Annotated in this window: 22 protein-coding genes and 1 pseudogene; 13 read left to right on the forward strand and 10 right to left on the reverse strand. The window is 70.3% G+C overall.

Annotated features, from left to right (window positions below):
• Window positions 1-211 precede the first annotated feature (211 nt).
• The 9 genes from AB4850_RS14780 to AB4850_RS14820 all read left to right on the forward strand — a co-directional run bounded on the left by AB4850_RS14780 (window position 212) and on the right by AB4850_RS14820 (window position 9,729).
• On the forward strand, window positions 212-2,041 hold the full coding sequence (locus AB4850_RS14780; protein WP_414440553.1) for an ATP-binding protein: 1,830 nt from the start codon (window positions 212-214) through the stop codon (window positions 2,039-2,041).
• Window positions 2,038-2,448 (forward strand): response regulator, encoded by a 411-nt coding sequence (locus AB4850_RS14785; RefSeq protein ID WP_206131787.1) that lies wholly within the window; start codon window positions 2,038-2,040, stop codon window positions 2,446-2,448. Before AB4850_RS14780 ends, AB4850_RS14785 begins: the two co-directional genes overlap by 4 nt.
• Window positions 2,420-2,800: a chemotaxis protein gene (locus AB4850_RS14790; protein WP_414440554.1), complete on the forward strand. Its 381-nt coding sequence runs from the start codon at window positions 2,420-2,422 to the stop codon at window positions 2,798-2,800. Before AB4850_RS14785 ends, AB4850_RS14790 begins: the two co-directional genes overlap by 29 nt.
• Before the next feature lie 54 nt (window positions 2,801-2,854).
• Window positions 2,855-3,193, forward strand: a complete 339-nt coding sequence (locus tag AB4850_RS14795) for an STAS domain-containing protein (protein ID WP_414440555.1) — start codon at window positions 2,855-2,857, stop codon at window positions 3,191-3,193.
• 165 nt (window positions 3,194-3,358) lie between these two features.
• Window positions 3,359-4,216, forward strand: coding sequence for an ABC transporter substrate-binding protein (locus tag AB4850_RS14800; RefSeq protein WP_414440556.1), 858 nt, complete (start codon window positions 3,359-3,361; stop codon window positions 4,214-4,216).
• Window positions 4,213-7,242, forward strand: a complete 3,030-nt coding sequence (locus tag AB4850_RS14805; protein ID WP_414440557.1) for a SpoIIE family protein phosphatase — start codon at window positions 4,213-4,215, stop codon at window positions 7,240-7,242. Before AB4850_RS14800 ends, AB4850_RS14805 begins: the two co-directional genes overlap by 4 nt.
• 135 nt (window positions 7,243-7,377) lie before the next feature.
• Window positions 7,378-7,629 (forward strand): hypothetical protein, encoded by a 252-nt coding sequence (locus tag AB4850_RS14810; protein ID WP_414440558.1) that lies wholly within the window; start codon window positions 7,378-7,380, stop codon window positions 7,627-7,629.
• Window positions 7,626-8,645, forward strand: coding sequence for a glycosyltransferase (locus AB4850_RS14815; RefSeq protein WP_414440559.1), 1,020 nt, complete (start codon window positions 7,626-7,628; stop codon window positions 8,643-8,645). Before AB4850_RS14810 ends, AB4850_RS14815 begins: the two co-directional genes overlap by 4 nt.
• Window positions 8,563-9,729: a glycosyltransferase family 2 protein gene (locus AB4850_RS14820; protein WP_414440560.1), complete on the forward strand. Its 1,167-nt coding sequence runs from the start codon at window positions 8,563-8,565 to the stop codon at window positions 9,727-9,729. The genes AB4850_RS14815 and AB4850_RS14820 overlap by 83 nt, the downstream gene beginning before the upstream one ends.
• Window positions 9,730-9,859: 130 nt before the next feature.
• On the opposite strand, the gene AB4850_RS14825 is transcribed toward AB4850_RS14820, so the two are convergent.
• Window positions 9,860-10,549 carry a response regulator transcription factor gene (locus AB4850_RS14825; RefSeq protein ID WP_414440561.1) on the reverse strand — a complete coding sequence of 230 codons (690 nt, stop codon included), beginning with the start codon at window positions 10,547-10,549 and terminating at the stop codon, window positions 9,860-9,862.
• Window positions 10,550-10,740: 191 nt separating this feature from the next.
• On the opposite strand from AB4850_RS14825, the gene AB4850_RS14830 reads away from it, so the two are divergent.
• The gene (locus tag AB4850_RS14830) at window positions 10,741-12,165 is read left to right on the forward strand and encodes a cache domain-containing protein (RefSeq protein WP_414440562.1); all 1,425 of its coding nucleotides are present in this window, start codon (window positions 10,741-10,743) and stop codon (window positions 12,163-12,165) included.
• Window positions 12,162-12,815 (forward strand): response regulator, encoded by a 654-nt coding sequence (locus AB4850_RS14835; protein WP_414440563.1) that lies wholly within the window; start codon window positions 12,162-12,164, stop codon window positions 12,813-12,815. The genes AB4850_RS14830 and AB4850_RS14835 overlap by 4 nt, the downstream gene beginning before the upstream one ends.
• Before the next feature lie 31 nt (window positions 12,816-12,846).
• On the opposite strand, the gene AB4850_RS14840 is transcribed toward AB4850_RS14835, so the two are convergent.
• Both AB4850_RS14840 and AB4850_RS14845 read right to left on the reverse strand, forming a co-directional pair.
• Window positions 12,847-13,368: a cupin domain-containing protein gene (locus AB4850_RS14840; RefSeq protein ID WP_414440564.1), complete on the reverse strand. Its 522-nt coding sequence runs from the start codon at window positions 13,366-13,368 to the stop codon at window positions 12,847-12,849.
• A 170-nt stretch (window positions 13,369-13,538) separates the two neighbouring features.
• A complete protein-coding gene (locus AB4850_RS14845) occupies window positions 13,539-14,135 on the reverse strand; it encodes a phospholipid-binding protein MlaC (protein ID WP_414440565.1) in 597 nt (198 codons plus the stop codon).
• 315 nt (window positions 14,136-14,450) lie between these two features.
• Here AB4850_RS14845 and AB4850_RS14850 point away from each other — a divergent pair, with 315 nt between their 5' ends.
• Complete coding sequence (locus AB4850_RS14850; RefSeq protein WP_414440566.1) at window positions 14,451-17,081, forward strand: MMPL family transporter; 2,631 nt, start codon at window positions 14,451-14,453, stop codon at window positions 17,079-17,081.
• Window positions 17,074-18,012, forward strand: a complete 939-nt coding sequence (locus tag AB4850_RS14855) for a VacJ family lipoprotein (protein WP_414440567.1) — start codon at window positions 17,074-17,076, stop codon at window positions 18,010-18,012. The genes AB4850_RS14850 and AB4850_RS14855 overlap by 8 nt, the downstream gene beginning before the upstream one ends.
• Window positions 18,013-18,088: 76 nt before the next feature.
• Here AB4850_RS14855 and AB4850_RS14860 read toward each other — a convergent pair whose 3' ends face one another.
• The 7 genes and pseudogenes from AB4850_RS14860 to hpnD form a co-directional block, all read right to left on the reverse strand.
• The gene (locus AB4850_RS14860) at window positions 18,089-18,670 is read right to left on the reverse strand and encodes a carboxymuconolactone decarboxylase family protein (protein ID WP_414440568.1); all 582 of its coding nucleotides are present in this window, start codon (window positions 18,668-18,670) and stop codon (window positions 18,089-18,091) included.
• 41 nt (window positions 18,671-18,711) lie between these two features.
• A complete protein-coding gene (locus AB4850_RS14865; protein WP_414440569.1) occupies window positions 18,712-20,052 on the reverse strand; it encodes an aspartate aminotransferase family protein in 1,341 nt (446 codons plus the stop codon).
• Between the two features lie 219 nt (window positions 20,053-20,271).
• Window positions 20,272-20,499: pseudogene (locus AB4850_RS14870) on the reverse strand (peptidase C45); the annotation flags it as partial.
• A 187-nt stretch (window positions 20,500-20,686) separates the two neighbouring features.
• Window positions 20,687-20,950: a hypothetical protein gene (locus AB4850_RS14875; RefSeq protein ID WP_414440570.1), complete on the reverse strand. Its 264-nt coding sequence runs from the start codon at window positions 20,948-20,950 to the stop codon at window positions 20,687-20,689.
• Between the two features lie 17 nt (window positions 20,951-20,967).
• Window positions 20,968-21,669, reverse strand: a complete 702-nt coding sequence (locus tag AB4850_RS14880) for a phosphorylase (RefSeq protein ID WP_414440571.1) — start codon at window positions 21,667-21,669, stop codon at window positions 20,968-20,970.
• A 4-nt stretch (window positions 21,670-21,673) separates the two neighbouring features.
• Entirely contained in the window at window positions 21,674-23,911 is a 2,238-nt protein-coding gene (gene shc / locus AB4850_RS14885) for a squalene--hopene cyclase (RefSeq protein WP_414440572.1), read from the reverse strand.
• Between the two features lie 296 nt (window positions 23,912-24,207).
• Window positions 24,208-25,056 carry a presqualene diphosphate synthase HpnD gene (gene hpnD, locus AB4850_RS14890; RefSeq protein WP_414440573.1) on the reverse strand — a complete coding sequence of 283 codons (849 nt, stop codon included), beginning with the start codon at window positions 25,054-25,056 and terminating at the stop codon, window positions 24,208-24,210.
• Window positions 25,057-25,230: the final 174 nt, after the last annotated feature.

The raw sequence follows: 25,230 nt of genomic DNA on the forward strand, positions 1-25,230 counted from the left end.
TCGTTCCGCTGACATCGCGGCGATGTTTTTCGCGCCACATTATTTCGGTTTCCGAATCGATGAAAACAGGCATCGGGCAACGCGCTCGTGGACACACAACCGCCCGCCCGTCCCGCCCTTTCTTGCCGTCATCCCGCCGCCCCGGCCCGATGGCATAATCGGTCCCGCTCTCACTCCGTCGCTGCGTGCCGCGCGCCGGCACCTCCCCACGATGACCGATTCGATCACGCTTCCCGCTCCCGACAACCCGCTGCGCGTGCTCGTCGTCGACGATATCGCCGCGAGCCGCACGGAAACCGCCTCGCAAGTGCGCGCGGCCGGCCACCGCGTGATCGAGGCCGACAGCGGCGCGACCGCGCTGCGCATCGTCGAGGGCACCGAGGTCGATCTCGTGCTGCTCGACCTGCTGATGCCCGACATGGACGGCTTCGAGGCCACGCGCCGCCTGCGCGCGCTGCACGAGCGCGCCTGGCTGCCGATCGTCGTGATGTCGTCGCTGAGCGGCGCCGAACATTTCGTGCGCGCGGTGGAAGAAGGCGCCGACGATTACCTCGTGAAGCCGGTGGACGGCGCGCTGCTCGCTGCCAAGATCCGCAACATCGGCCACGTGCTCGAGCTGCAATCGCGCGTGTCGCACCTCGCCGCGCACAACCGCGAACTGTTCGATCACGTGGGCGACGCGGTGCTGACCATCGAGGACGGCGTGCGCATCTGCGACGCGAACGAGGCCGGCTATGCGCTGCTCGGCCTGGCCGCGTTGCCCGACAACGGCGTGCCGCTCGATTCGCTGCTGCCCGCCGAGCTGGCCGAACGGCTGCGCACCGATACACCGCCGGCTTCGTGCCAGGCCCACGTGCGCGGCCCCGCGGGCGACGCGTTCCCGGCCGACATCCGCATCAGCCGCTGGCGCAACAGCACGCGCCCGCGCGTCTCGCTGGTGATCCGCGATCTGACCGAACAGCGCCGGCTCGACCGCCTCAAGGACGATTTCCTCAGCACCGTCAGCCACGAGCTGCGCACGCCGCTCACCTCGGTGAAAGGCGCCATCGACCTGCTCGCGGGCGGTGCGGCAGGCGCCTTGCCCGCGCCCGCGCAGAAGCTGGTGGATATCGCGCGCCGCAACGGCGAGCGGCTCGGCCGCCTGATCGACGACGTGCTCGACGTCGCCAAGCTCGAAGCCGACCGCATGGCGCTGCAACGCCGCGCCTGCGCGCTCGATACGCTGCTCGACGAGGCGCTGGCCGCCAACCTCGATTACGCGCGCCGCGCGGGCGTGGTGCTCACGCGCGTCGGCAAGCCGTTCGGCTGCGAGGTGTGGGTCGATCCCGACCGCTTCCTGCAAGTGATGGCGAACCTGCTGTCGAACGCGATCAAGAATTCGCCGGCTGGCGGCGCCGTGGAAATTCGCGGCCATGCCGACGGCGCGCGCGCCCGGATCGCGGTACGCGATCACGGCGGCGGCATCCCCGAAGCGTTCCGCGCGCGCATCTTCGAGAAATTCTCGCAAGCCGACGAGCGCGACCGCCGCGTCGGCACCGGCACCGGGCTCGGGCTGCATATCACGCAGGTGCTGGTCGAGCGCATGCACGGCCGGGTCGGGCTGGTGTCCACGCCGGGCCACGGCGCCGAATTCCACGTGGACCTGCCGCTCGGCGACGCCTCGGCCACGCTGCCGCCGGCGCGCCCGGTGGCGTTCGTGATCGACGCCGATGCCGTCGCCCGCGCCCGCGCGGCTGCCGCGCTCGCGCCCCGATTCGACACGATCGAGGCCGCCGCGCCCGACGCGCTGGGTGACGCCGCCGTGATCGCGCCGGCGCTGCTGGTCGCCGATCCCGCGCCGGACAGCGCCGAAGCGTTGCACCTCGTGCGCCGCCTGCGAGAAATCGCCGGCCCCGCGCCGATCCTGCTCTACACTGACGACGTTCCGGCCGCCGCTTCGACGCTCGCGGCCGACCGGTTGCCCAAACGCGGCACCGACGACGATGCGCTGCTGCGTGCCGCGCGGCGCATCGCCCACCCCGACGGAGGTTCCCATCGATGAGCGCGACGCTCCACAAGGTGCTCTGCGCGGAGGACGACCCGGATATCCGGGCGATCCTCGAGTTCAGCCTCGGCGCGGTTGGCGGCTATGAAGTCCGGCTGTGCCCGGACGGCGCCGACGCACTGGCCGAGGCCGACGCATTCCAGCCCGACCTGATCCTGCTCGACGTGATGATGCCGACACTGAGCGGCCCCGACACCATGCGCGCGCTGCGCGAAAAGCCGGCGCTGCGCGACACGCCGATCGTGCTGATGTCGGCGCGCGCGCTGCCCGACGAAATCGAGGCGCTGCTCGAACACGGCGCCACCGGCGTGATCGTCAAGCCGTTCGATCCGATGACGCTGCCCGAACATCTGAAGATCTACTGGGATTACGCCCGTGATAAACGCGCCGGACACGCCTCCTGAATTCGAGCGCCAGCTCGCGTTGCTGCGCGCGCGCTTCACCTCCGGGCTCGGCGCACGCCGCGACGAACTGACGGCCGCCTGGCACGAATGGAACGCCCTGGCGGGCACACCCGATGCCGACCGGCCGCGCGCGGTGCTCGCGATCGCGCTGCACCGCCTGGCCGGCGCGGCGCTGTCCTACGGCTTCGAGGCAATCGGCCTGGCGGCGCGCGCGCTGGAAGGGCGCATCACCGCCGACGGCGCGCAGCCGGACAGTCAGAGCGCGCCGTTCGCGGCGCTCGTGGCCGGTATCGACGAGGCGTACGCCGGCGCATCGCGCACCGCACCCAACACGCCGCCCACCGCCCAATAGCGTCCCCGTGCCGCCGCCCGCCGGGCCGCGGCCAGCCCCAAGAGGATCATCGAGATGGAATTGCAGACCACCCACGCGCCGTCCGGCCCGCTGCTCGTACGCTCGGCCGACCCGCATCTCGACGCCGGCAACGTTCAGGCGTTCAAGGATGCGATCGCACCGCTGCTCGCCCAGGAAGCCCGCATCGTGTTCGACATGTCGTCCCTGAGCTTCGTCGACAGTTCCGGCCTCGGCGCGCTGATCGCGTGCCTGCGCGAGACGCATCGGCGCGGCGGCGATTTCAAGCTGTGCGCGATGACCAGGCCGGTCAACGCGCTGTTCGAGCTGATGCGGATGCATCGCGTGTTCAGCGTGCACGCGAGCGCCGACGACGCGCTCGCCGCGTTCGCGTGAACCCGGGCCGCCCGGCACCCTGATGCGGGCACGACGCCGCTCGCGGCGCGTCACGATCGCGCCACACTTTCCGTCCCCACCCATGCTGCAATGCACGCCCGACGGCCCAGACAGCCCCGGCCGGGCAGCCCACCGATGCGCGCGGAACGCGCAAGGAACCACACGATGGCCCGCTGGCCCGACCTGCGCACTCTGACGAAACGGCTACCGCGCCGCCCGCCGGCCCGCGCCTCGGCCCATGCTTCGGCCGCGCTGCTGTGCGCCGCGCTCGCGAGCGCCGGCAGCGATGCCGTCGCCGGCAGCGTGCTCGATCGCATCCACGCCACGCGCACGCTGCGCGTGTGCCTCTCGCAAAGCGACGCCGGCATCAACTACCGCGACCCGCGCACCGGCCAGCCACGCGGGCTCGACGTCGATCTGGCAGCCGCGTTCGCCACCGATCTCGGCACCCAGCTCGTGATGATCGACACCCGTTTCGACACCTTCGCCGACGATCTGCTGGCCGAGCGCTGCGACATCGCCATGCTGGCGATCGCCGCCACGGCGTCGCGCCATGCCACGCTGCGCTTCAGCAAGCCGTACCTGGAAGGCGGCATCGTCGGGGTCGCATCGCGCGGCAGCGAGGTGGTGCGCACCTGGGCCGACATCGACCGGCCCGGCGTGCGGGTGGGCGTGCAGCGCGGCTCGCAGGTCGAACCGCGCCTGCGCGAGACGCTCAGGCACGCGACCATCGTGGTGCTCGACCCGCAACGCAACCGCGAGGAAGAGCTGCAATCGGGCCGCATCGACGTGCTGATCGGCGGGCTTCCGTATGCGCACCGGCTGCTGGAGAATGCCGAGTGGGCCCAGCTTGTCGCGCCGCCGCAGCCGTTCGATCCCATGCCATACGCGTATGCGGTGCGCCCCGGCGACGATGCCTGGCTGCACACCGTGGACGCCTTCATCACGCGCATCCAGCACGACGGCCGGCTCGCCGCCGCGGCGCGCCGCCATCACCTGACCGAGGTCATGCTGCTCCAGTGAAACGAATCGAAGCGATCATCCGGCATCACACCGCGCACCTTCCGGCCTGGCTCAACAGCCGCTCGGTGCTGATCGGCGGCACGCTGGCCGGCGCGCTGCTGATCGGCGCGGCCGGCGCGTTCGCCTGGTGGGAGCATCGCGGCGCGATCAACGACGAACGCAACGCCGCCGTGATGCTGGCGCGCGCGCTCGACGACGAAAGCGGGCGCGCGATCGGCACCGCCAATTCGATCGTGCGCTCGATCGACAGCATGCTCCAATCGCCCGACCGGGCGGGCGCCGGGCTGGCCGACGCGCTGCTCGCGCGCACCATCACCGGCACGCCGGCGATCCGCAGCGTCTCGCTGGTCGACAGCGAGGGCGAGGTGATCGCCAGCTCGTACGAGCCGAACGTGGGCATCCGCATCGATCAATCGCGGCTGCCGGGGCCGCGCGTGCCGAACCCCGACGGCAATCTCACGATCGGCCGGCCGCTGGCGGGCCGCGACCTGGCCGATTCGCTGCTGGTGCGCGGCGCGCGGCCCGCGCCACCCAATGCGCTGCCGCTGCGCTTCATCCCGCTGGCACGCACCAGCGTGACGCCGAGCGGCGACGTGGTGCGCATCGTCGTCTCGCTGAACCCCGATTACCTGAAGAGCACGTTCCAGATGCTGCTGGCCGACGCGCCGCGTTCGGCCGCGCTGGTCATGCTCGACGGCACGCCGGTGATATCCACCGGGGCGCCGCTCGACAAGGGCGACAACCTGGTCGGCTCGCCGCTGTTCCGCACGCGGCTGCCGCATGCCGAAGCCGGCGCGTTCTCGGCGCTCGACCTCGACGGCGTGAGCAGCATCGGCGCCTATCGAACCGCGCGGCGCTGGCCGCTCGTCACCATCGTCGCCACCCCGGCCGATCGGGCGCTGGCCGGCTGGCGCGCGCTCGCGTGCTGGGTGGCGTTCGGCGCCGGCGCGGTGCTGGTGCTGTGGGGCGTGGTGTGCACGGCGGCCGCGCGCAGCCTGCGCCAGAACGCGCTGACCATCGCCGCGCTCGGCCAGTTGATGCGCGAGATCGCGAGCAGCGAGGCGCGCAACACGGCGGTGCTGACCAGCGCGATGGACGGCATGGTCACGCTCGACGCGCTCGGCCACGTGGTCGAGTTCAACCGCGAGGCCGAACGCATCTTCGGCTACCGCGCCGAAAACCTGATCGGCCAGCCCGGCGAGGCGCTGCTGCCCGACGAGATCCACGAACTGATGCGCGAACGCGCCGCCGGCGAGGACGATCGCTCGAACGCGCCGCGCAGCCGGCTCGAACTGAACGCGCGGCGCGCCAACGGCCGCGTGTTTCCGGCCGAGATCTCGGTCGCGCCGGTGGACGTGGACGGCGAGCTGTTCTACTTCTGCACGGTGCGCGACCTGTCGGAAGCCAAGCGCGTCGCGCAGGAGCGCGCCCAGTTGCTGGCCAAGTACCGCGATTCGTCGTCCGACCTGCGCGGCCTGAAGAACGCGCTCGACGAGCACGCGATCGTCAGCATCGTCGCGCCCGACGGCACGTTCCTCTACGCGAATTCGATGCTGGCGTCGGTCAGCGGCTACCCGAGCGACGAACTGATCGGCCAGTCGTTCCGCCTGCTGCGCCCCGACGACGCCACCGAACAGGCCGTGGACCGCCTGCCCGAGCTGATCCGCGAAGGCGCGCCGTGGAGCGGCCAGCTGGTGCACCGCCGCCGCGACGGCTCGCTGTTCTGGACCGCCTCCACCCTGGTGCCGATCATGAACACGTCGCAGAACACCAAGCACGCGTTCCTGATCCAGACCGACATCAGCCAGCAGGTGGCCGGCGAACACGCGCTGCAGGCCGCGCAGCGCGCCGAATTGGAACTCGGCGCGGGCATCCAGCGCGGCCTGCTGATCGGCGACCTGCCGCCGGCCGTGCACGGCTGCCTGATCGCCAGCTTCAACGTGGCCTCGCGCGGCATCAACGGCGATTTCTTCGATTGGTTCGAATTCGACGAAGGCTGCTTCGACCTGCTGGTCGGCGACGCGATGGGCAAGGGCGTGCCGGCCGCGCTGCTCGGCGCGGCGCTGAAGATGCAGTTCTCGCGCTCGATCGCCGAGCTGATCGCGCACGGCGTGCCCGGCGCACCGCGGCCGTCGCCCGCGCGCATCGTGGCGCACGCGCAGCACGCCATGCACGCGCGGCTGCAGGCGCTCGACAGCTTCGTCACGCTTTGCTACCTGCGCATCGACCGCGCGCGCGGCACCGCCACCTGGGTGGGCTGCGGGCACGAGGAAACCATGGTGTTTCGCGGCAAGGCGCCGCCCGAATTCCTGCGCAATCAGCATCCGCCGCTCGGCGTGATCGAGGAGGACGAGGTGTTCGAGGATACGGTGCGGCTCGGCGCGGGCGACACCGTGGTGCTCTATTCGGACGGCCTGACCGACGCGGTCGATCGTGCCGGCGAGCGATTCGGCCTGAATCGCTTGTCGTCCACGCTGCGCGGGCTGCTGCCGAGCCACCGCCGCCCCGGCACGATCGTGCGCGGCATGCGCGCGGCGGTCGAGGCCTTCACGCACAGCGCGCGGATTCCCGACGACATGACGATGCTGGTGCTGCAACTGCCGGACGGCGAAGCGCTCGCGCGCCGCGCGCGGCTCGACCTGCCGCGCACGCTGTCGCAGTTGCAGTTGCTGCGCGGCTTCGTCGTGACGCACGCGGCGGCCGGCATCGGCGAGGACGCCGCCGCCGCGCTCGCGCTGGCCGCCGTCGAACTGGCCAGCAACGTGATGCGCCACGATTCGCAGCCGGGCGACGGGCAGATCGAGGTGGTCTGCACGGCCAATCACGGCGCCGCCACGCTCGAATTCGTCTACGACGGCCGGCCGTTCACGCCGCCGGCCGAGCTGGCGCCCGATTTCTCGGGCGAATCGGAAGGCGGCTTCGGGCTGTTCATCATTCGCGAAAGCTGCGACGAGGTCAGCCACGCGCACCTCAACGGCATCAATCGCGTGCTGCTGACCAAGCGGCAACATACGGTGCCGATCTGACACCACTGCCGGGGCGGCCGCCCAGGCCGCCCCGGCAGTGGCCGTTTTCTCCTCAAATCCCTCGAACGTCAGGCATCCGGCCCTTTATAGGTACCTACGTTTGCAGTTTCGTCACGATTCCTCGGCCGATTCGCGTTGAAATACGCCCATCCACGCAGCAGGGGCTACGCGATGATCGCAATTTCTTTGGACGCACAACAACGTTGCAGCCGCCAGTCGGGCGGCAGGCAGGACGACGTTCGCCTGCAGCCGGGACGGATGCGTCATCTGCCGCAATCGGCCCGCGAATGGCGCCGGCTGCGCGCGAACGCCGCGCCGCTGCGCCGTCAGCCCGCGCCGTGCTGGGTCGGCAGCGCGTTCCGCGCGCCGCTGGAGGAAGAATTTTGAACGCGCCGCGCATCGCCGTGGTGGTGACGGGGCGCGATCGCGGCGGCGCGCTGTCGCGCTGCCTGCGCAGCGTGCACGGCGCCGACTGGCACGATCTGCCGGTCGAGGTGATCTACGCGACCGATGCGCCGCTCGGCCGGGACGCCGCGCTGGCCGCCCTGAAGGGCGCTCGCGTGGTGCGGGCCGAATCGCTGTCGGCCCACCATCCGGTCACGCGCGGCGCGATGCGCAACGCCGGCTGGCGCGCGACCGAAGCCGACACGGTGCTGTTTCTCGCCGCCGATACGCTGCTCGACCGTCAATTTCCGCGCAAGGCGCTCGCCCAGCTCGAACGGCACGGCTACGCCGCCGTGCGCGGCCAATGCCGCGAGGCGCTGCCGCATCAGTCCGGCTACGCGGCCGTGGTCGACCTGGACGGCCTGATGCCGGCCGGCGACGCGCTCGATTGCGCCGGCGATGCGCTGTACCGCCGCGAAGCACTCGATGAAGCCGGCGGCTTCGACCCCTATTACATCGACGGCGAAGCGGCCGACCTGTGCCAGCGCCTCAACGCGCAACGCTGGCAGATCGCCGAACTGGACCTGCCGATGGCGCGCCACGACGACGCGCTAACGCGCTTCGGCGACTACTGGCGCCGCGCGGTGCGGATCGGCGAATCGTATGCGGCCGCCGATGCGCGCGCCGAAGGCCGCGCCGCGTTTCCGCACGGCCATGCGCCGCAACGCAACCTGGCCTGGAGCGCCGCGCTCGGCGTGGCGCTGCTGACCTTTTCCGTGCTGCTCGCCGTGCTGCCGCAGATCGCGTGGAGCATCGCCGCGCTGTTCGCCGCCGCGCTGCTGCACACCACGCTGAACGCCCGCTCGAATGCCGGCGATTGGCGTCTTGCCACGCTCTATGCGCTGCATGCGCATCTGCAACAACTGCCGATTCTCTATGGCCAACTCGCCTATCGCAGCCGTTACGCCGCCGCACGTGCGCGACGCGCGGCTCGCCACCAGCCTGGCGAAGCGCAATGACGAGGCCGGCCGCGCGCCAGCGCCGGAATCCGCCGTGATCCGGCTCTATGGCACCCGGCAGGCCGCGCCGTCCGACACCCGCCCGTCCCCGCACAAGCACGTGCTGGCCCGACGGGCGTTGTCGATCCTGATCGTCGCGCACAACGCCGCCGATCGGATCGACGCGCAACTCGAGATGCTGGCGATGGCCGCGCGCTATCGCGACTGGCAGGTGATCGTGATCGACAACGCCTCGACCGACGGCACCGCCGAGCGCATCGAGACGCGCTTCGACTGGGTGCGGCTGATCCGCTCGCCGGTCAATCTCGGCTATGCGGCCGCCTGCAACCTGGCCGCGCAGGAGGCGCTCGGCGCGCTGCTGCTGTTCCTGCATCCCGGCGCTCACGCGCAGCCGGCGATGATCGCGCGCGCCGCCGCGCGCATGCTCGTCAATCCGCAGGTGGGCATCGCGGGCGGGCGGCTGGTCGATCGGCAGGGCTACGACGTGCCGACCTCGCACCGGTTCCCGACCACGCTCGGCGACGCGTTCGCGTGGCGCGGGCCGGCCGCGCATGGCGAGCAGCCGCGTCATCCGGCGCTCGATCCCGACCTGCTGCCGCGTCCGCCGGCGCGGCGCGTCGATTGGGTGTCCGACGCGTTCGCGATCGTGCGGCACGACGTATTCCGCTATCTCGACGGCTTCGATACGCGCTTCTTCATGTATTGCGAGGACATCGATTTCTGCCGGCGCGTGGGCGAGGCCGGTTTCGAGGTGATGGTGTGGCCGGACGTGCGCGCGCGGTTCGTGGCGCGCACCCATGCCGATGCCTGGTTCGAACCGCAGGCGGCGGCCCAGCGCGAACGCTGGCGGCTGCGCAGCCGCCTGCTCTATCTCGGCAAGCATCGCGGCACGACCAGCGCGTGGCTCGCGAACCGCGTCGAATCGGCGTGGCTCACGCTGGCGGGATGGGGGTATCGCTGCGGCGGCGGGTTGTCGTCGAGCGGACAGGGGCATCGTCATGCGCTGGCCCGACGCGCGCAGGTGGAAGACGCCTGGCGCGCCACCGACGGCGGCCGCAACGCGCCGCCCGGCCCGTGGCAATGACGCGCATAGGCACGGCGGTCGAAACAATCGCAGGAAATGAAACGAAAACGCCGCAGCGCGTCGCGATGCACGACGCGCTGCGGCGTTGACCGCCTTGTGAACGCAGCCTTGTGAACCCGGCCGCCCGGCTTTACTCCGGCGCGTCGAGCCGCACGCAGCGGTAGCCGTAGCCGTAGATCGGGATCACCTTCCAGCCGTTCGAGCCGTCGAGCTGCAGCTTCTTGCGCAGACGGCTCACGTGCGTGTCGACGGTGCGCGTGTCCACGTCGGCATGCACGCCCCAGACGCGGTTCAAGAGGTGATCGCGCGACAGCAACTGGCCCGGGCTCTGGAACATGTAGACGGCCAGATCGAATTCCTTCTGGGTCAGATCGACCGCCGTGCCGTTCACGGAGATCCGCACGCGCTGGATGTCGATCTCGTAGGCGCCGAGCGTGAGCGGCGCCTTGCCGCCCAGCCCGTAGCGGCGCGCCACGGCCGCGATCCGCGCCAGCATCTCGGCCGAACGGGCCGGCTTGACGAGGTAATCGTCGGCGCCGGCGCGCAGCGCGGTCAGCACGGTCTGCTCGTCGTCGCGCGCGGTCAGCACGATCACCGGCACGTTCCAGCCGAGGTTGTCGCGCACCCACTGGATCATCGCGTCGCCCGTGGTGTCGGGCAGCATCCAGTCGATCACGAGCAACTGGTAGCGGTCGTTCTTCAGCGCCTCGGTGAATGCGGCGCCCGTGGCGAAACCCTGTGCGCGATGCCCGCCATGTTCGAGCCACAACATGATCAGGTCGCGTTGGTCGGCATCGTCTTCCAGCACGGCGGTCAGCATTGCGGGTACTCCATCCAGAAAATGGCCCCATCTTACTCACCCCGTGGGCGATTGGGAAATCGACTTCTCACATCGCCGTGCGCGCGAGGCCGGCAAGCGCGCACGGCCAGCCGCGCTGCGCCGCCGCGAAATCGCGGACAATAGCGCCGGCGCCCGCCCCACGGCGGGCCGCGTTTCCCCGTCGACCGAACATGAAACTCAAGGCGAAGATCCTCCTGCTCGCGATCGTGCCGTTCCTGGCGGCGATCGCCGCGATCGGCTTCGGCGTGCGCCAGCAGGCCACGTCGCTGGCGCGCGCGCAGCACGAGACGATCGAATCGGCCTATCTGGCCAGCAAGGAACTCGAACTCAAGCATTACGTGGAGCTGGCGACCAGCGCGATCGCGCCGCTGTACGCCGCCTCGCGCGACGGCGCGGCCGGCGAGGACACGCGGCGCGCCCAGGCGCTCGAAATCTTGCGCAAGATGGATTTCGGCCCCGACGGCTACTTCTTCGTCTACGACCTGCAGGGCAATTCGCTGATGCATCCGCGCGAGCCCGAACGCGTGGGCCGCAACTTCTGGGCGATGCGCGACGCATTGGGCGCGCCCACCATCCAGCAGCTGGTGGAGGCGGCCTCGCACGGCGGCGGCTACGTGCGCTACCAGTGGCAGCGGCCGTCCACCGGCCGCATCGAGGGCAAGCTCGGCTACGTGGTGGCGCTCGAACGCTGGGGCTGGATGCTCGGCACCGGCATCTATCTCGACGACGTCGACCGCGCGCTGGCCAACATCGACGCGCGCGCCTCGGCCGAAATCGACAGCACCATGAAAGGGCTGGCCGCGATCGCGCTGGCCGGCGCGGCCGTGATCGCGCTATGCGCGCTGGTGCTCAACGTCAGCGAATCGCGCCACGCCGATGCGCGCCTGAAAGCGCTCGCGCAGCGCGTGGTGGAATCGCAGGAAGACGAACGCGCGCGGCTCTCGCGCGAGCTGCACGACGGCATCAGCCAGATGATGGTGTCGGTCAAGCTGATGCTCGAATCGGTGCTGGAACGGCTCGAACGCGGCCCGGCGCGCGATGCGTCGGCCGAAGGCGCGCTGGCCAAGAGCGCCGCGCGGCTCGGCGACGTGCTGCGCGAGGTGCGCCGCATCTCGCATGCGCTGCGGCCCGCGATGCTCGACGATCTCGGCCTGGCCGCGGCGCTCGATCAGTTGATCCGCGAATTGCAGGGGCAGGGCGAGAGCGGGGTCGAGATCGGCTACACGCAGGTCGCCCATTCGGGCGCGCCGCCGCTGCCGGCCGCCGTCAATACCGCGCTGTTCCGGATCGCCCAGGAAGCGCTGACCAACCTGCTGCGCCATGCGCAAGCCACGCGCGGCGCGGTGTCGCTCGACATCGGCGCGCATTCGGTGGCCCTCAGCGTGGCCGACAACGGCCGCGGCTTCGACGTCGAACGCACCCAGGCCGATCCGCACCGCGGCGTCGGGCTGCGCAACATGCGCGAGCGCATCGCGGCGCTCGGCGGCATTCTCACGATCCGGTCGCAGCCGGGCCACACGGTGATCAGCGCGCGCGTGCCGCTGCGCGCCGCCGCGCCCGCCGCCGCCCGACCCACCGACACGGAATCACGATGACGGCTTTCTCTCCCGACGCTTCGGCGCGCACCGCCCGGCTACTGCTGGTCGACGATCATCCGCTGGTACGCGACGGCCTCAAGATGCGGCTCGAAGCCGTGCCGGGCCTGGTGGTGGCCGGCGAGGCCGGCAATGCGGCCGACGCGCTCGCGCTGGCCGCATCGCTCGAACCCGATCTCGCGCTGATGGATGTCGGCATGCAGGGCATGAACGGCATCGCGCTGGCCGGCGTGTTCCACGAACGCTTTCCGGCGATCCGGGTGGTGATGCTGTCGATGCACGACAACGTCGAATACGTGACGCAGGCCGTGCGGGCCGGCGCGAGCGGCTATCTGCTGAAGGATTCGCCGGCCAGCGAGATCGTGCGCGGCATCGGCGCGGTGCTGGCCGGGCAGACCTTCTTCAGCGAGGGGCTGGCCGCGCGGATGATCCACGCCAGCGCGGGGGCCGGGCCGGTGGAGCGGCTCACGCCGCGCGAGCGCGACATTCTGGATGCGCTGGCCGAGGGGCTGTCGAGCAAGCAGATCGCGCAGCAGAACGGGTTATCCGTGCGCACCGTCGAGACGCACCGGCTCAACCTCAAGCGCAAGCTCGGCATCGAGGGGCAGGCGGAATTGATCAAGTTCGCGGTGGAACAGCGCCGCCGTTAAGCGGTGGGCGGTGGGCGGTGGGCGGTGGGCCTCAGCGCGCGAGGCGCGCGACGGCTTCGGCGTGCTGCGGGAACTGGCGCTCGAGCGCCTGCGGGTCGGCCAGCTCGAATTCGGCGAACTCGAAGCCCGGCGCAACCGTGCAGCCCACCAGCGCGAACCCGGCCGAGTCGGCGCAGGCCGCGCCGAACCAGCGCCCGGCCGGCACCACGGCCTGGCTCACGGCACCGGGATGCAGCAGCGGATTGCCGAGACGGTGGATCACGAGGCCGTCGGCATCGTCGAGCAGGTAGACGTCGAGCGGATCGCCCGCGTAGAAATGCCAGACCTCGTCGGAGCGGATTCGATGCCAGGCGGAATACGCGCCGTCGCACAACAGGTAGTAGATCGCCGTGGAGGCGCTGCGCGACGCGCCGTCGGCCTCGCGCGCCACGCGCAGCGGCGCGCGGTAGGTTTCGCGGAAATAGCCGCCTTCGGGGTGCGGCAGCAGCGCGAAACGCTCGATCAGTTCGGCGGCGGCAGGATGGGCGGAAGCGGGCGCGGCGGTAGGCGGCATCGGAAGCACCTGGGAGCGGAGGGGGCGGCGCGGGCGCGCCAGGGCAGCAAGGCATGTGCCCGGACCGGCGGCGAAACCGGAGCGGGCGGCCTGCAGATCAGAGCGGCAATCAGGATTGCAGATCAGGCCGGCCGGGGCGCATCGGCTGACGCGCCCCGGCCGCCGTCACGTCAGTTGACGCGCGCGTTGTGCTTCTGCAGGTACGCGATCAGGCCGTCGATGCCGCCCGAGGCGAGCTGCGCCTTGAACTGGCCTTGATAGACCTGGATCAGCCACGCACCGGACATGTCGATGTCGTAGATCTTCCAGTCGTTGCCTTCCTTGCCGAGCCGGTAGCCGACGTTCTGCGTGTCGCCCGGCGTGCTCACGGTGGACTGCACCAGCGCATCGCTGCCGTTCGCGCCGCCCGCCTTGAACGAGAACTTCGCGTCCTGGCCGCCGAGCTGGGCCAGCGAGGCCGCATAGGTGCGCGTCATCAGGAGCCGAAATTGCTTGTACAGCTCCTGTTGCTGGGCCGGGCTGGCCTTGGCCCAGTCGGCCCCGACGGCGATCCGCGTGGTGCGCTCGAAGTTGGTGACGGGCAGAAAACGCGTCTCGACGACCTGCGTGATCTTGCCCATGTCGCCGCCGCGCGCGCCCGGATCGGTCTTCATGGCGTTGACCGTGCCTTCGACGGCATTACGAACCACGTCCACGGGGGCGCTTTGCGCGAAAGCCGACACGGAGACGGCCGCCGCAGCGACGAATGCAATCAGATGACGTTTCATACGGTGTTCGTGCTCGCTAAAAAAAGAAGCCGGCGCCAATAGGCCCCGGATCGAAACAGTATAGCGGCCCGAGCCCGGCGCAGCGCCGTCGAGCCCGCTGCGGAGCGCGCCGTTACGTTTCGCTTACATTTGTCACGGACTACTGACATGATGTGGCCGGCGGCGCGCCGCATCCGGCCACCCGATGCCGGTCGGGTCGGACGCTTTTTCCGCCGGTCGCCCCGGCCAGCACCGCTGCGTGGGGAAACAGCCCCGAAATCGTGGCGCCGGTATACTTGAGCACTTTGTCCGAAGGACGTCCCGCCAGCCCGCCCCATGCTGACAACCCTACTCGTCCGACTCGTCGCCTGGTCGGTGCGGCGCCCGTTGCTGGTCGTCGCGCTATCGCTCGTGATCGCCGCGTTCAGCGGCGTCTATACCGTCCAGCATTTCAAGATCAACACCGACATCAGCAAGCTGATCGACAACGCGCCGCAATGGGCCGCGCTCGGCAAGGCCGTGGACGACGCGTTCCCGCAGCGCAGCCAGACCATCCTCGCGGTGGTGGAAGCGCCCGCGCCCGAATTCGCCTCGGCCGCCGCCAACGCGCTGGCCGCCGCGCTGGAGAAGGACACCCAGGCCGGCAAGATCGGCCAGGTGTCGCTGCCGGCAGGCGGCCCGCTGTTCGAGCGCGACGCGCTGCTGTTCCTCACGCCCGACGACGTCAGGCGCACCACCGCGAAGCTCGCCGACGCCCGCCCGCTGGTCAACACGCTGGCGCAGGACCCGAGCGTGCGCGGCCTCGCCACCACGCTGTCCACCACGCTCGGCCAGCCGCTGCTGACCGGCCAGGTCACGCTGCCGGGCATGAAGACGCTGCTCGCCCGCGCCGCCGCCACCGTCGACGATGTGCTGGCCGGCAAGCCCGCCGCGTTCTCGTGGCGCGCGCTGGTCGATAGCGATTCGGCGAAACAGCCGGCGTTCGCGTTCGTGACGGTCGAGCCGATGGTCAACTACGGCGCGCTGAAGGCCGGCGAGCAGACCTCCCAAACCATCCGCGCCACCGCCGCCTCGCTCGGCCTCGACAAGCGCTTCGGCGCCGTGGTGCGCCTGACCGGCGAGCAGCCGCTGGCCGACGAGGAATTCGCGTCGGTGCAAGACGGCGCCGCCGTCAACGGCATCGGCACGCTGATCGTCGTCCTGATCATTCTGTGGCTCGCGCTGCGCTCGAAGCGGATGATCGGCGCGGTGCTGATCACGCTGGTGGTGGGGCTGGTCGTGACGGCCGCGCTCGGCCTCGCGATGGTCGGCTCGCTGAACATGATCTCGGTGGCGTTCATGGTGCTGTTCGTCGGGCTGGGCGTGGATTTCGCGATCCAGTACGGCGTGAAATACCGCGAGGAGCGCCACCGCGATCCGAACCTCGATCACGCGCTGCTCGGCGCGGCGCATGCGATGGGCATGCCGCTCTCGCTGGCCACGGCGGCCGTGGCGGCCAGCTTCTTCTCGTTCCTGCCCACCGCCTATCGCGGCGTGTCGGAGCTGGGCCTGATCGCCGGGGTGGGCATGTTCGTGGCATTCCTGACCACCATGACGCTGCTGCCCGCGCTGCTCAAGCTCATGCACCCGCCGGGCGAGGCCAAGGCGCCGGGCTTCCCGCGCCTCGCGCCAGTGGACGATTACCTCGACCGGCATCGCAAGCCGATCCTGATCGGCACGCTGGCGGTGGTGATCTGCGCGCTGCCGCTGCTCACGCGCCTGCATTTCGACTTCAACCCGCTGCATTTGAAAGATCCGCACACCGAATCGATGGCCACGCTGATCGCGCTGAAGGATTCGCCGGAAGCGGGTGTCAACGACGTGCACATGCTCGCGCCCACGCTGGCCGACGCCGACGCGGCCGCCGCGCGCCTCGCGAAGCTGCCGGAAGTGGGCCGCACCACCACGCTCACGTCGTTCCTGCCGCCCGACCAGCCCGAGAAGCTCGCCACCATCAAGACGGCCGCCGACACGCTGCTGCCCGCGCTGACGCAACCGGCCGCGCCGCCCGCCGCCGACGCGCAACGCGTGGCCGCGCTCAAGCGCGCGTCGGCGCTGCTCGAATACGCGTCGGAAGATCACCCCGGCGCGGGCGCGGCCGAGGCCAAGCATCTGTCGCAATCGCTCGCCAAGCTGGCCGCCGCCGATGCCGCCGCGCGCGACCGCGCCGAAGTGGCGTTCTCGAACACGCTGACCCTCGCGCTCGGCCAGCTCGCCTCGCTGCTGCAGCCGTACGAGATCACGCGTGCGAACCTGCCGCCGCAGATGGTGCGCGATTGGGTGGCGCCCGACGGAAGCGCGCTGGTGCAGATTTCCCCGAAGGTGCCGCCGGGCGTCGACCCCGGCGACGACACCATGCTGCGCCATTTCGCGCAGGCCGTGAAACGCGCCGAGCCGGCCACCATCGGCGGCCCGATCTCGATCCTGCATTCGGCCGACACCATCATCAAGGCGTTCCTGCAAGCCGCCGCGCTGTCGCTCGTGTCGATCACGATCCTGCTGTGGATCACGCTGCGCCGCTTCGGCGACGTGCTGCGCACGCTGATCCCGCTGCTGGTGTCGGGCGTGGTCACGCTCGAGCTGTGCGTGGTGTTCGGCATGCCGCTGAACTTCGCCAACATCATCGCGCTGCCGCTGATGCTCGGCGTGGGCGTGGCGTTCAAGGTGTACTTCGTGATGGCATGGCGCGCGGGCCAGACCGGCCTGCTGCATTCGAGCCTCACGCATGCGGTGCTGTTCAGCGCCGCGACCACGGCCACCGCGTTCGGCAGCCTGTGGTTATCGCATCACCCGGGCACGGCGAGCATGGGCAAGCTGCTCGCGCTCGCACTATCCTGCACGCTGATCGGCGCCGTGGTGTTCCAACCCGTGCTGATGGGCAAACCGCGCGTGCCACGCGCGCCCCAATCTCCCGACATCAATGAATAAACCGCGAATCCTGGCCGCAAGCCTGGCCACCGTCGCCCTCCTGAGCGGTTGCGCGACCGGCCCCAACCGTACCCCGGGCGACCCGCTCGAACCGATGAATCGCGTGATCTTCTCCGTCAACGACACGGTCGACACGCATTTCGCCGCGCCGATCGCGCGGGGCTACCAGAAGGTCACGCCCACGCCGCTGCGCACCGCGATCAGCAGCTTCTTCTCGAACATCAGCGACATCGGCAACGTCGCCAACAACCTGCTGCAATTGCGCGTGACCGATGCCACCGAGGACGTGATGCGGGTGGTGATCAATACGGTGTTCGGCGTGGGCGGGCTGTTCGACGTGGCGACGGTGGCCGGGCTGCCGAAGCACCATCAGGATTTCGGCCTGACGCTCGCGCGCTGGGGCGTGCCGGCCGGCCCGTACCTGGTGCTGCCGCTGTTCGGGCCGAGCTCGTTCCGCGACGGCGTGGGCCGCACGGTGGACGTGCGCTTCAACCTGCTGAACTACATCGAGCCGGCCGTGCGAAACCCGATGTACATCGGGCAATTCATCAGCGGGCGTTCCGACCTGCTCGGTGCGTCGGACCTGCTGCAGCAGGCTGCGCTCGACAAGTATTCGTTCGTGCGCGACGCCTACACGCAGCAGCGCCAGTCGCAGACGTATCACGGCTCGCTGCTGCGCACGTCGGGTGCGGCCGGCACGCTGCCGGGCGGGCTGCCGAATTACGACGATCCGGACGCGAGCAACGGCGCGGGTGGCGCGAACGGCGAGCCGACCGGCCTGCCGAACTACGCCGATCCGGGCGCGGATGCGGCGGCTTCGGGCGCCGCGGCCACGGCCGCGCCGTCCTCGCCGCTGGCACCGTCGATCCCCGTGCCGCCGGCGGCTCCGGCTTCGCAAGCCGCGCCCGCCAGCGCCCCCGCCGCGCCCTGAGCGGGGCGCCTCGCACACGCTCCGGCACGGCCCGGCGGCGCCTCGCTTGCGAAGGCGCCGCCGGGCCGCGATCCGTTTACCGCTTGTCTTGCGCTCCAGCCTCCGACTCCGCGAACGGCAGCGTCTGCTGCCCGTTCGCGCGCATCCCGAACACGTTCAGCGTCATCGCCACCAGCGCGTAGTAGCCGAGCAAACCCACCAGATTGATGACCACCACCGCACCGAAGCGCGCCGCCGCTGCGTCATAGGTCGCGTCGGACACGCGCTGCGTCTCGTAAAGCTCGGTCGAGAAACGATGGATCAGCGCGTCGTCGGCATCGTCGAACACGGGCGCGTCGCCGCGCTGGATCGCTTCGGCCACCGCCTCCGGCACGCCGGCCTGCAGCGCGATCGGCAGATGGATATACCACTCGGCCTGCGAGCGCCAGCGCGCAGCCGTGACGAGAATCGCCAGTTCGGACAGGCGCAGCGGCAAGCCGGTTTCGTAGCGGCAGAACGCACCGAGCCGCTGTGCGTGCTGCGCGAGTTCGGGGCTGTGGATCCAGCCGAGGAACGGGCCGTTCAGGTTGCCGCGCGGGCCGGCGAGGATTTCGTCGAGCACCGCGCGTTGGGCGTCGGTGGCCTGAGCGGTGTCGAACGGGGGAAGGCGGTCGGTCATGTCGGTTCCGGGGTCGAAAATCGGTAGGGGAGCGAGCGCGCTTATCGTAACGCGCCGCTCGACGCGAGCGCCGCATCCAGCGCATCGGCCAGCCGCGCGACGATCGTCTCGATCTGCGCGGCGGTGCTGATGAACGGCGGCGCGAGCAGCACGTGATCGCCTTGCCGCCCGTCGATCGTGCCGCCCATCGGATACACCATCAACCCGCGCGCCATCGCCTCGCGCCTGAGCGACGCATGCAGCTTCAACGCGGGATCGAACGGCGCCTTGCTGTCGCGGTCAGCCACGAATTCGACGCCGACGAACAGGCCGCGCCCGCGTACGTCGCCCACGGCCGCGTGATCGGCGAAGCGTTCGCGTAGTTGCGCGCGCAACTGTTCGCCGCGCGCCAGCACGTTGTCGAGCAGGCGCTCCTCGGCGATCACGCGCTGCACTTCGAGCGCGGCCGCGCAGGCGATGGCATGGCCGAGATACGTATGGCCGTGTTGAAAGAAGCCGGTGCCGCCGACGATCGCGTCGTAGATGCGATCGCACACGAGCGTCGCGCCGATCGGCTGATAGCCGGCGCCCAGCCCCTTGGCGATGGTCAGGATGTCGGGCGAGATGCCGTCTTCCTCGCAGGCGAACAGGCAGCCGGTGCGGCCCATGCCCGACATGATTTCGTCGAGGATCAGCAGCACGCCGTACTTGTCGCAGACGGCGCGGATCTTGCGGAAATACTCGCGCACCGGGGGCACCGCGCCGGCCGTGGCGCCCACCACCGTTTCCGCCACGAATGCGGCCACGTTCTCCGGCCCGAGTTCGAGGAACGTGGCCTCGAGTTCGTCGGCCAGGCGCTGTGCGAACGCATCGGTGCTTTCCTCCGCGCGCTGCTCGCGATACGCGTAGCAGGGGCTGACGTGATGCGCGTCGATCAGCAGCGGCAGGAACGGCTCACGCCGCCACAGGTTGCCGCCGATCGCGAGCGCGCCCAGCGTGTTGCCGTGATAGCTCTGCCGGCGCGCGACGATATGGCGGCGCGCGGGCTGGCCGATTTCGACGAAATACTGGCGCGCGAGCTTCAGCGCGGCCTCGATCGCCTCCGAGCCGCCCGACACGAAATACACGTGGCCGAGCCCGGCTGGCGCGGCCGCAACGAGCCGGTCGGCCAGTTCCTCGGCCACCTCGGTCGTGAAGAACGACGTGTGCGCGTAGGGCAGGCGATCGGCCTGGCGCTTGATCGCCTCGATCACGCGCGCGTTGCTGTGGCCGAGGCACGAGACGGCCGCGCCGCCGCACGCGTCGATATAGCGCTTGCCGTTCGCATCGATGATCTCGATGCCGTCGCCCGCCACCGCGACGGGCAGCGAGGCGCGCGGGGCGCGGTGAAATACGGTGGTCATGCTGGGCTCCTGAGGCTGGAATGCCGCTCGATATGCAATAGGGAAGAAAAGGGGGAGGCCATCGCCTCAGCCCGCGTCGCGCGCCACGCGCAGCGCGAAACCGGTCGCGCCGCCACGGCGCACCGTGACATCGACGCCGCTCGCGCAGATGTCGAACGCTGCCGTGGCCAGCGTGTTCTCGTCGTCGGGGTCGGCCGGATCGGCGCGGAAGATAGACAGGCCGGGGCTGGCCACGATGCCGTCTATCTCGGCGACCGCCGCCGGAAACGCCGCCTCGGCCGCGCGCCGCAGCACCGGCAGCAGCGGATCGCCAAGCCGTGCCGCAACGGCCTGCCAGGCGGCGCTGCGGGCGCGATATGTATCTATCTCGGGGCGCGCCAGTTCGCCGAGTTGCCGGCCGATCTCGTGCGGCGTGCCGGCAACGACGACGGGGTGAAGTACTTTCATTGATGACCTTGCGGATACAAAAAGGGAAATCGGTTGTGCCGCTGCCGGGCGGGGTCGCATCGGCATTCGACAACATACGATTCACAAATTGTATATCTCAACAACAAATGTTGTCACTCAGGACGACATGACATCGCCGCTGTTGCGGCACGCATCGGAGAAGGGAAGCGAGCGGCCTGGAAGCCGCTCAGGTGGCGACGCCGCGATCGCTGCCGGGCGGCGTCAGCAGGCGGTCGTCATGCAGGCGGGCGCGGCAGGCATCGGCGAATTGCCGTGCCAATTCCGGCTCGGCGAGGAAGCGTTGCGCCTGCGTGTCGGTAATGCCGTAGTGTTCTTCGTAGTCGACCAGACGGTTCGATACCGGGATCGACAGATAGCGGCGGCCCGACGGGGATTCCGTGCCGATCGCGTAGCGGCCGGCACGGGATACGAAGGTATCGAGGAAGGGCATGGCAGGCCGGGCGCGGTTTACAGCCCGCGCCAGGCGCCTTCGCGTTCGAAGGCGTGACGCGCCTGGATCAGCGCCGTCTTGGCCGCGCGCGCGTCGCCGGCCAGCTTCAGCAGCGCGCCGAGTTGCGACGGCTGCTTCGCGAGTTCGCGCAGGATCGGCACGATCGCGGTGGTGCCGTCGTCGCGCAGGCCCGCGGTGGCCGCGGGCGGCAGCGTGCGCCACGCCGGATCGACGATCGCGCGGCACACCGCGAACGGCACGCCGCGCGCCGCCGCGAACGCGCCGGCGATATGCGATTCCATGTCGACCGCCAGCGCGCCGTGGCGGGCGTGCAGCAGGGCTTTCTGCTGCGCGTCGATCACGGGCGCGCCCACCGCCGCCATCCGCCCGCGTCGCAGCGTGAGCGCGACCGGCGTGCCGCGCAACGCGGCGGCGAGCCGCCGGTTCCAGGCGGCGTCGGTCACCACCTCGCCGAACGGGCCGTCGATCGCGTCGGCAATCACCAGCGCGCCCGGTTGGAGATCGGGCGCGAGGCCGCCCGCCGTGCCGAAGCTGATGATGCCGGCGCAGCCGCGCGCCACGGCTTCGGACAGCGCGCGTTCGAGCCTGTCCGCGCGCGCCGCGAAGACGGTTTCCACGCCATCGCCGCGCGCAATTTTTGCCTCGAAGGCCATGCCGGTGACGGCGATGACCGGTGCCTGGGTCGTGAGCGTCGCCATCCGCTTACATGCCCACCGTGACGCGCGTCGTGCCCGCGCGCGTCAAGGCCCGGAAGCGCGCCACCGCCCACAGCGGGAAGAACTTGCGATAGCCGTGATAGCGCAGATAGAACACGCGCGGGAAGCCGGTGGCCGTGAAGCGCGCTTCGTCCCACAGGCCGTGCGCCTTCTGCTCGGCGATCAGCCAGGCGATGCCGCGCGCGACGGCCGGATGCGCCACTTCACCGGCCGCCATCAGGCCGAGCAGCGCCCAGGCCGTTTGCGACGCGGTGCTGGTGGCGGCCTCGTAGCCGCGATAGTCGAGCTTGTAGCTGTCGCCGTCCTCGCCCCAGCCGCCGTCGGCGTTCTGGATCGACAGCAGCCATTGCGCGCCGCGCTGCACGCGCGGGTCGTCGTGCGCGAGGCCGGCCGCATTCAGCGCGCCGAGCGCGCTCCAGGTGCCGTAGATGTAGTTCATGCCCCAGCGGCCGTACCAGCTGCCGTCCGGCTCCTGCTCGGCGAGCAGGTAGTCGAGCGCGCGCTGCGCGGGCTGGCTGTTCGCCGTGGTTTCGCCGAGCTGGGCCAGCATCGACAGGCAACGGCCCGACACGTCGACGGTCGGCGGATCGAGCAACGCGCCGTGATCAGAGAACGGGATGTTGTTCAGGTAGTGATGGGTGTTCTCGGGCTCGAACGCGCCCCAGCCGCCGTCGCTGCTCTGCATGCCGACCACCCATTCGCGGGCGCGGGCGATGGCGTCGCGGTCCACGTCGGATTGCGTGAGGCTGGCCGCGCGGTCCATCGCCAGCGCCACCACGGCGGTGTCGTCCACGTCGGGGTAATGCGGGTTCGCGTACTGAAACGCCCAGCCGCCCGGACGCACGTTCGGGCGGCGCGAGATCCAGTCGCCGCGCACGTCGAGGATCTGCAGCGGGCGCAGCCATGCGAGGCCGCGCAGCACCGCCTGCTCGGCGCGCGGCTCGCCGGTTTCGAGCAAGGCGTGCGCCGCGAGCGAGGTGTCCCAAACGGGCGACAGGCAGGGCTGGCAATACGCTTCGCCGTCCTCGTCGTCGCCGATCACCAGCAGCTTCTCGAGCGAGCGGCGCGCCGTGGCGCGGTTCGGATGATCCTCGGGGTAGCCGAGCGCGGCGTACATCATCACCGAGTTCGCCATCGCCGGATAGATCGCGCCGAGGCCATCCTCGCCGTTCAGGCGCTCGTCGACGAACTGCACGGCCTGACGGATCGCGCGTTCGCGCGAGTAGCGCGGGAACAGGCCGTCGACCAGGCGCAGCAGGCCGTCCACGCCACGGAAGAACGTGAACCAGCCGGGGCTTTGGTGGCCCTGGCGCGGCAGCAGGCCGGCGTTGACGGGCGGATTGACGAACAGCTCGTCGACGCGCACGCCGAGCGGGTTCTTCGCCAGCGGGCGCTTCGCGCTCAGCACGAGCAGCGGCACGGTGACCGTGCGCGCCCAGTACGACACCTTCGACAGATGGAACGGGAACCACTGCGGCAGCAGCATGATCTCGACCGGCATCATCGGCACCGCGTACCACGGCACCACGCCGAACAGCGCGAGCTGGATGCGCGTGAAGACGTTCGACATCTCCGCGCCGCCCATCGCGTGGATCGCGTTGCGCGCGCGGACCATGTGCTCGGCGTCGACATCGTCGCCGATCAGCTTCAGCGCGAAGTAGGCCTTCACGCTGGCGCTGACGTCGGGGCGGCCTTCGGCGAACAGCGGCCAGCCGCCGTCGGGCAACTGGATGCGGCGCAGATAACGGCCGATCTTGCGTTCGAGCACGGGATTCGGCGTCTCGCCGAGGTAATGCACGAGCAGCACGTATTCGGCCGGGATCGTCGCGTCCGCTTCGAGCTCGTAGACCCAGTGGCCGTCGGGCCGCTGGTCGGCCAGCAGCGTGTCGATGGCGCGGGTGATCGCTGTGTCGAGTTCGGCGGGGGCGGGGGCGGTGACGGCGGGTGGCGCCTCGGCGGCCGGGGCGGCCGCGGCGGTTGCCGCAGCCACATCGGCGGGCGCAGCGGGCGTCACCGGCACGGCTTCAACAGACGGCGTGGCCGGCACGGCCCGCGCAACGGCGGCCGCTGCCACATCGCCAGGCGCAGCAGGCGCAACCGGCGCGGCGGTTGCCCCCGCAGCCGTTTCAACTGCCGGATTCGCGCGCAGATCCCCGGTGGCGGGCGGCGCGGCGCGGTTCGGTTGCGCGTCGTCCGGTGTGGTCGAGTCGGTGAGATCGTTCATCGGTCCCTCTTTATCATGCGGTGCGTGCGGTACGGCTCGGCGGCACGCGCCGTCGATCGACGCGGGCAGGGCGGCGGTGCCGTCGCCCGCGAACAGCGAATCCGGCCCGCGCAAGCGCAGGGCCGGGCGTTTCAGGTTCAGCCGAAACCCCGGATGTGCACCCGACAAAGTGGGAGCAGCGCAATATTCCGGCGAAGCGGGTACTCACATTGAGACATGCCGCCGAAGCGTCGAACCGACGACCCTGCGATGCGGCGGACGAGCCGCCGATCGCCCGGTGGCGGCATGCCATCGGATCAGAAAAGCGCGTAGCGCAGCAGGATCAACAGCATCCGCAGACGCGGCTTGCGCACCGGTGCGCGTGGCGCGGCAAAGCCCCGCGCGAGCGCGGCCTCGAGGATGCAGCGATAGGCGCCCGACATGATGCGCGGCGCGCGAACCTGCACGCGAGGCGTGCCGTCCATGACCCGGTCGGCATGCGCGAAATGCGCGGCGGCGCGCTCGGCCAGCGTCGCGCACACGCGCGGCAGCGCCGGATGCGCGGCGATCGTCTTCGGATCGGTGACGGGAATGCCTTCGCGTTCGAGCAGCTCGCGCGGCAGGTAGCAGCGGTCGATATCGGCGTCTTCGTCGATGTCGCGCAGGATGTTGGTCAACTGCAGCGCGCGACCGAGATGGTGCGCCAGCTCGATGCCCGGCGCTTCCTGCATCCCGAAAATCCTCACCGACAGGCGGCCGGCCGAACTCGCGACGCGATCGCAATACAGATCGAGCGTGGCTTCGTCGGGCGCGCAGATATCTTCGGCGGCATCCATCGCCATGCCGTCGATCATGTCGTGAAAATCCTCGCGCTTCAGGCCGAACTTGCCGATTTCGCGCGTCAACGGCACGAGCGAGGCGCGCGGCGTGCCGGCGAAGCAGGCGTCGATATCGGCACGCCAGCGGTCGAGGTCGGCCGCGCGGACGTCGCGCGGGCCGCCTTCATCGGCGATGTCGTCGACGGCGCGGCAGAACGCATAGACCTGGAACATCGCCTCGCGCTGCGCCGCCGGCAGGATCCGCATCGCGCGATAGAAGGAGCTGCCCGATGAAACGGCAGCGGCGTCGGTTTGGGTTTCGTCCACGGCTAGATTGCTGACGGCCAAGACAGGCTCCGCTAAAACGCCCTCGCGGGCGATGGAAGTAGCCACGCCCGATGGGGATGGAGTTGCGTGCTAGATGCGCGAACGATGCGCGCAGACAGGCTTGATTGACCGGCGGATGGCCGGAAATGGCGGGAAGTATAGCAATGTTTGACACCCGCTGCCGCTTGTCGGGCG

It is taken from the genome of Burkholderia sp. 22PA0106, from assembly GCF_047497155.1.
GTDB lineage: Bacteria > Pseudomonadota > Gammaproteobacteria > Burkholderiales > Burkholderiaceae > Burkholderia.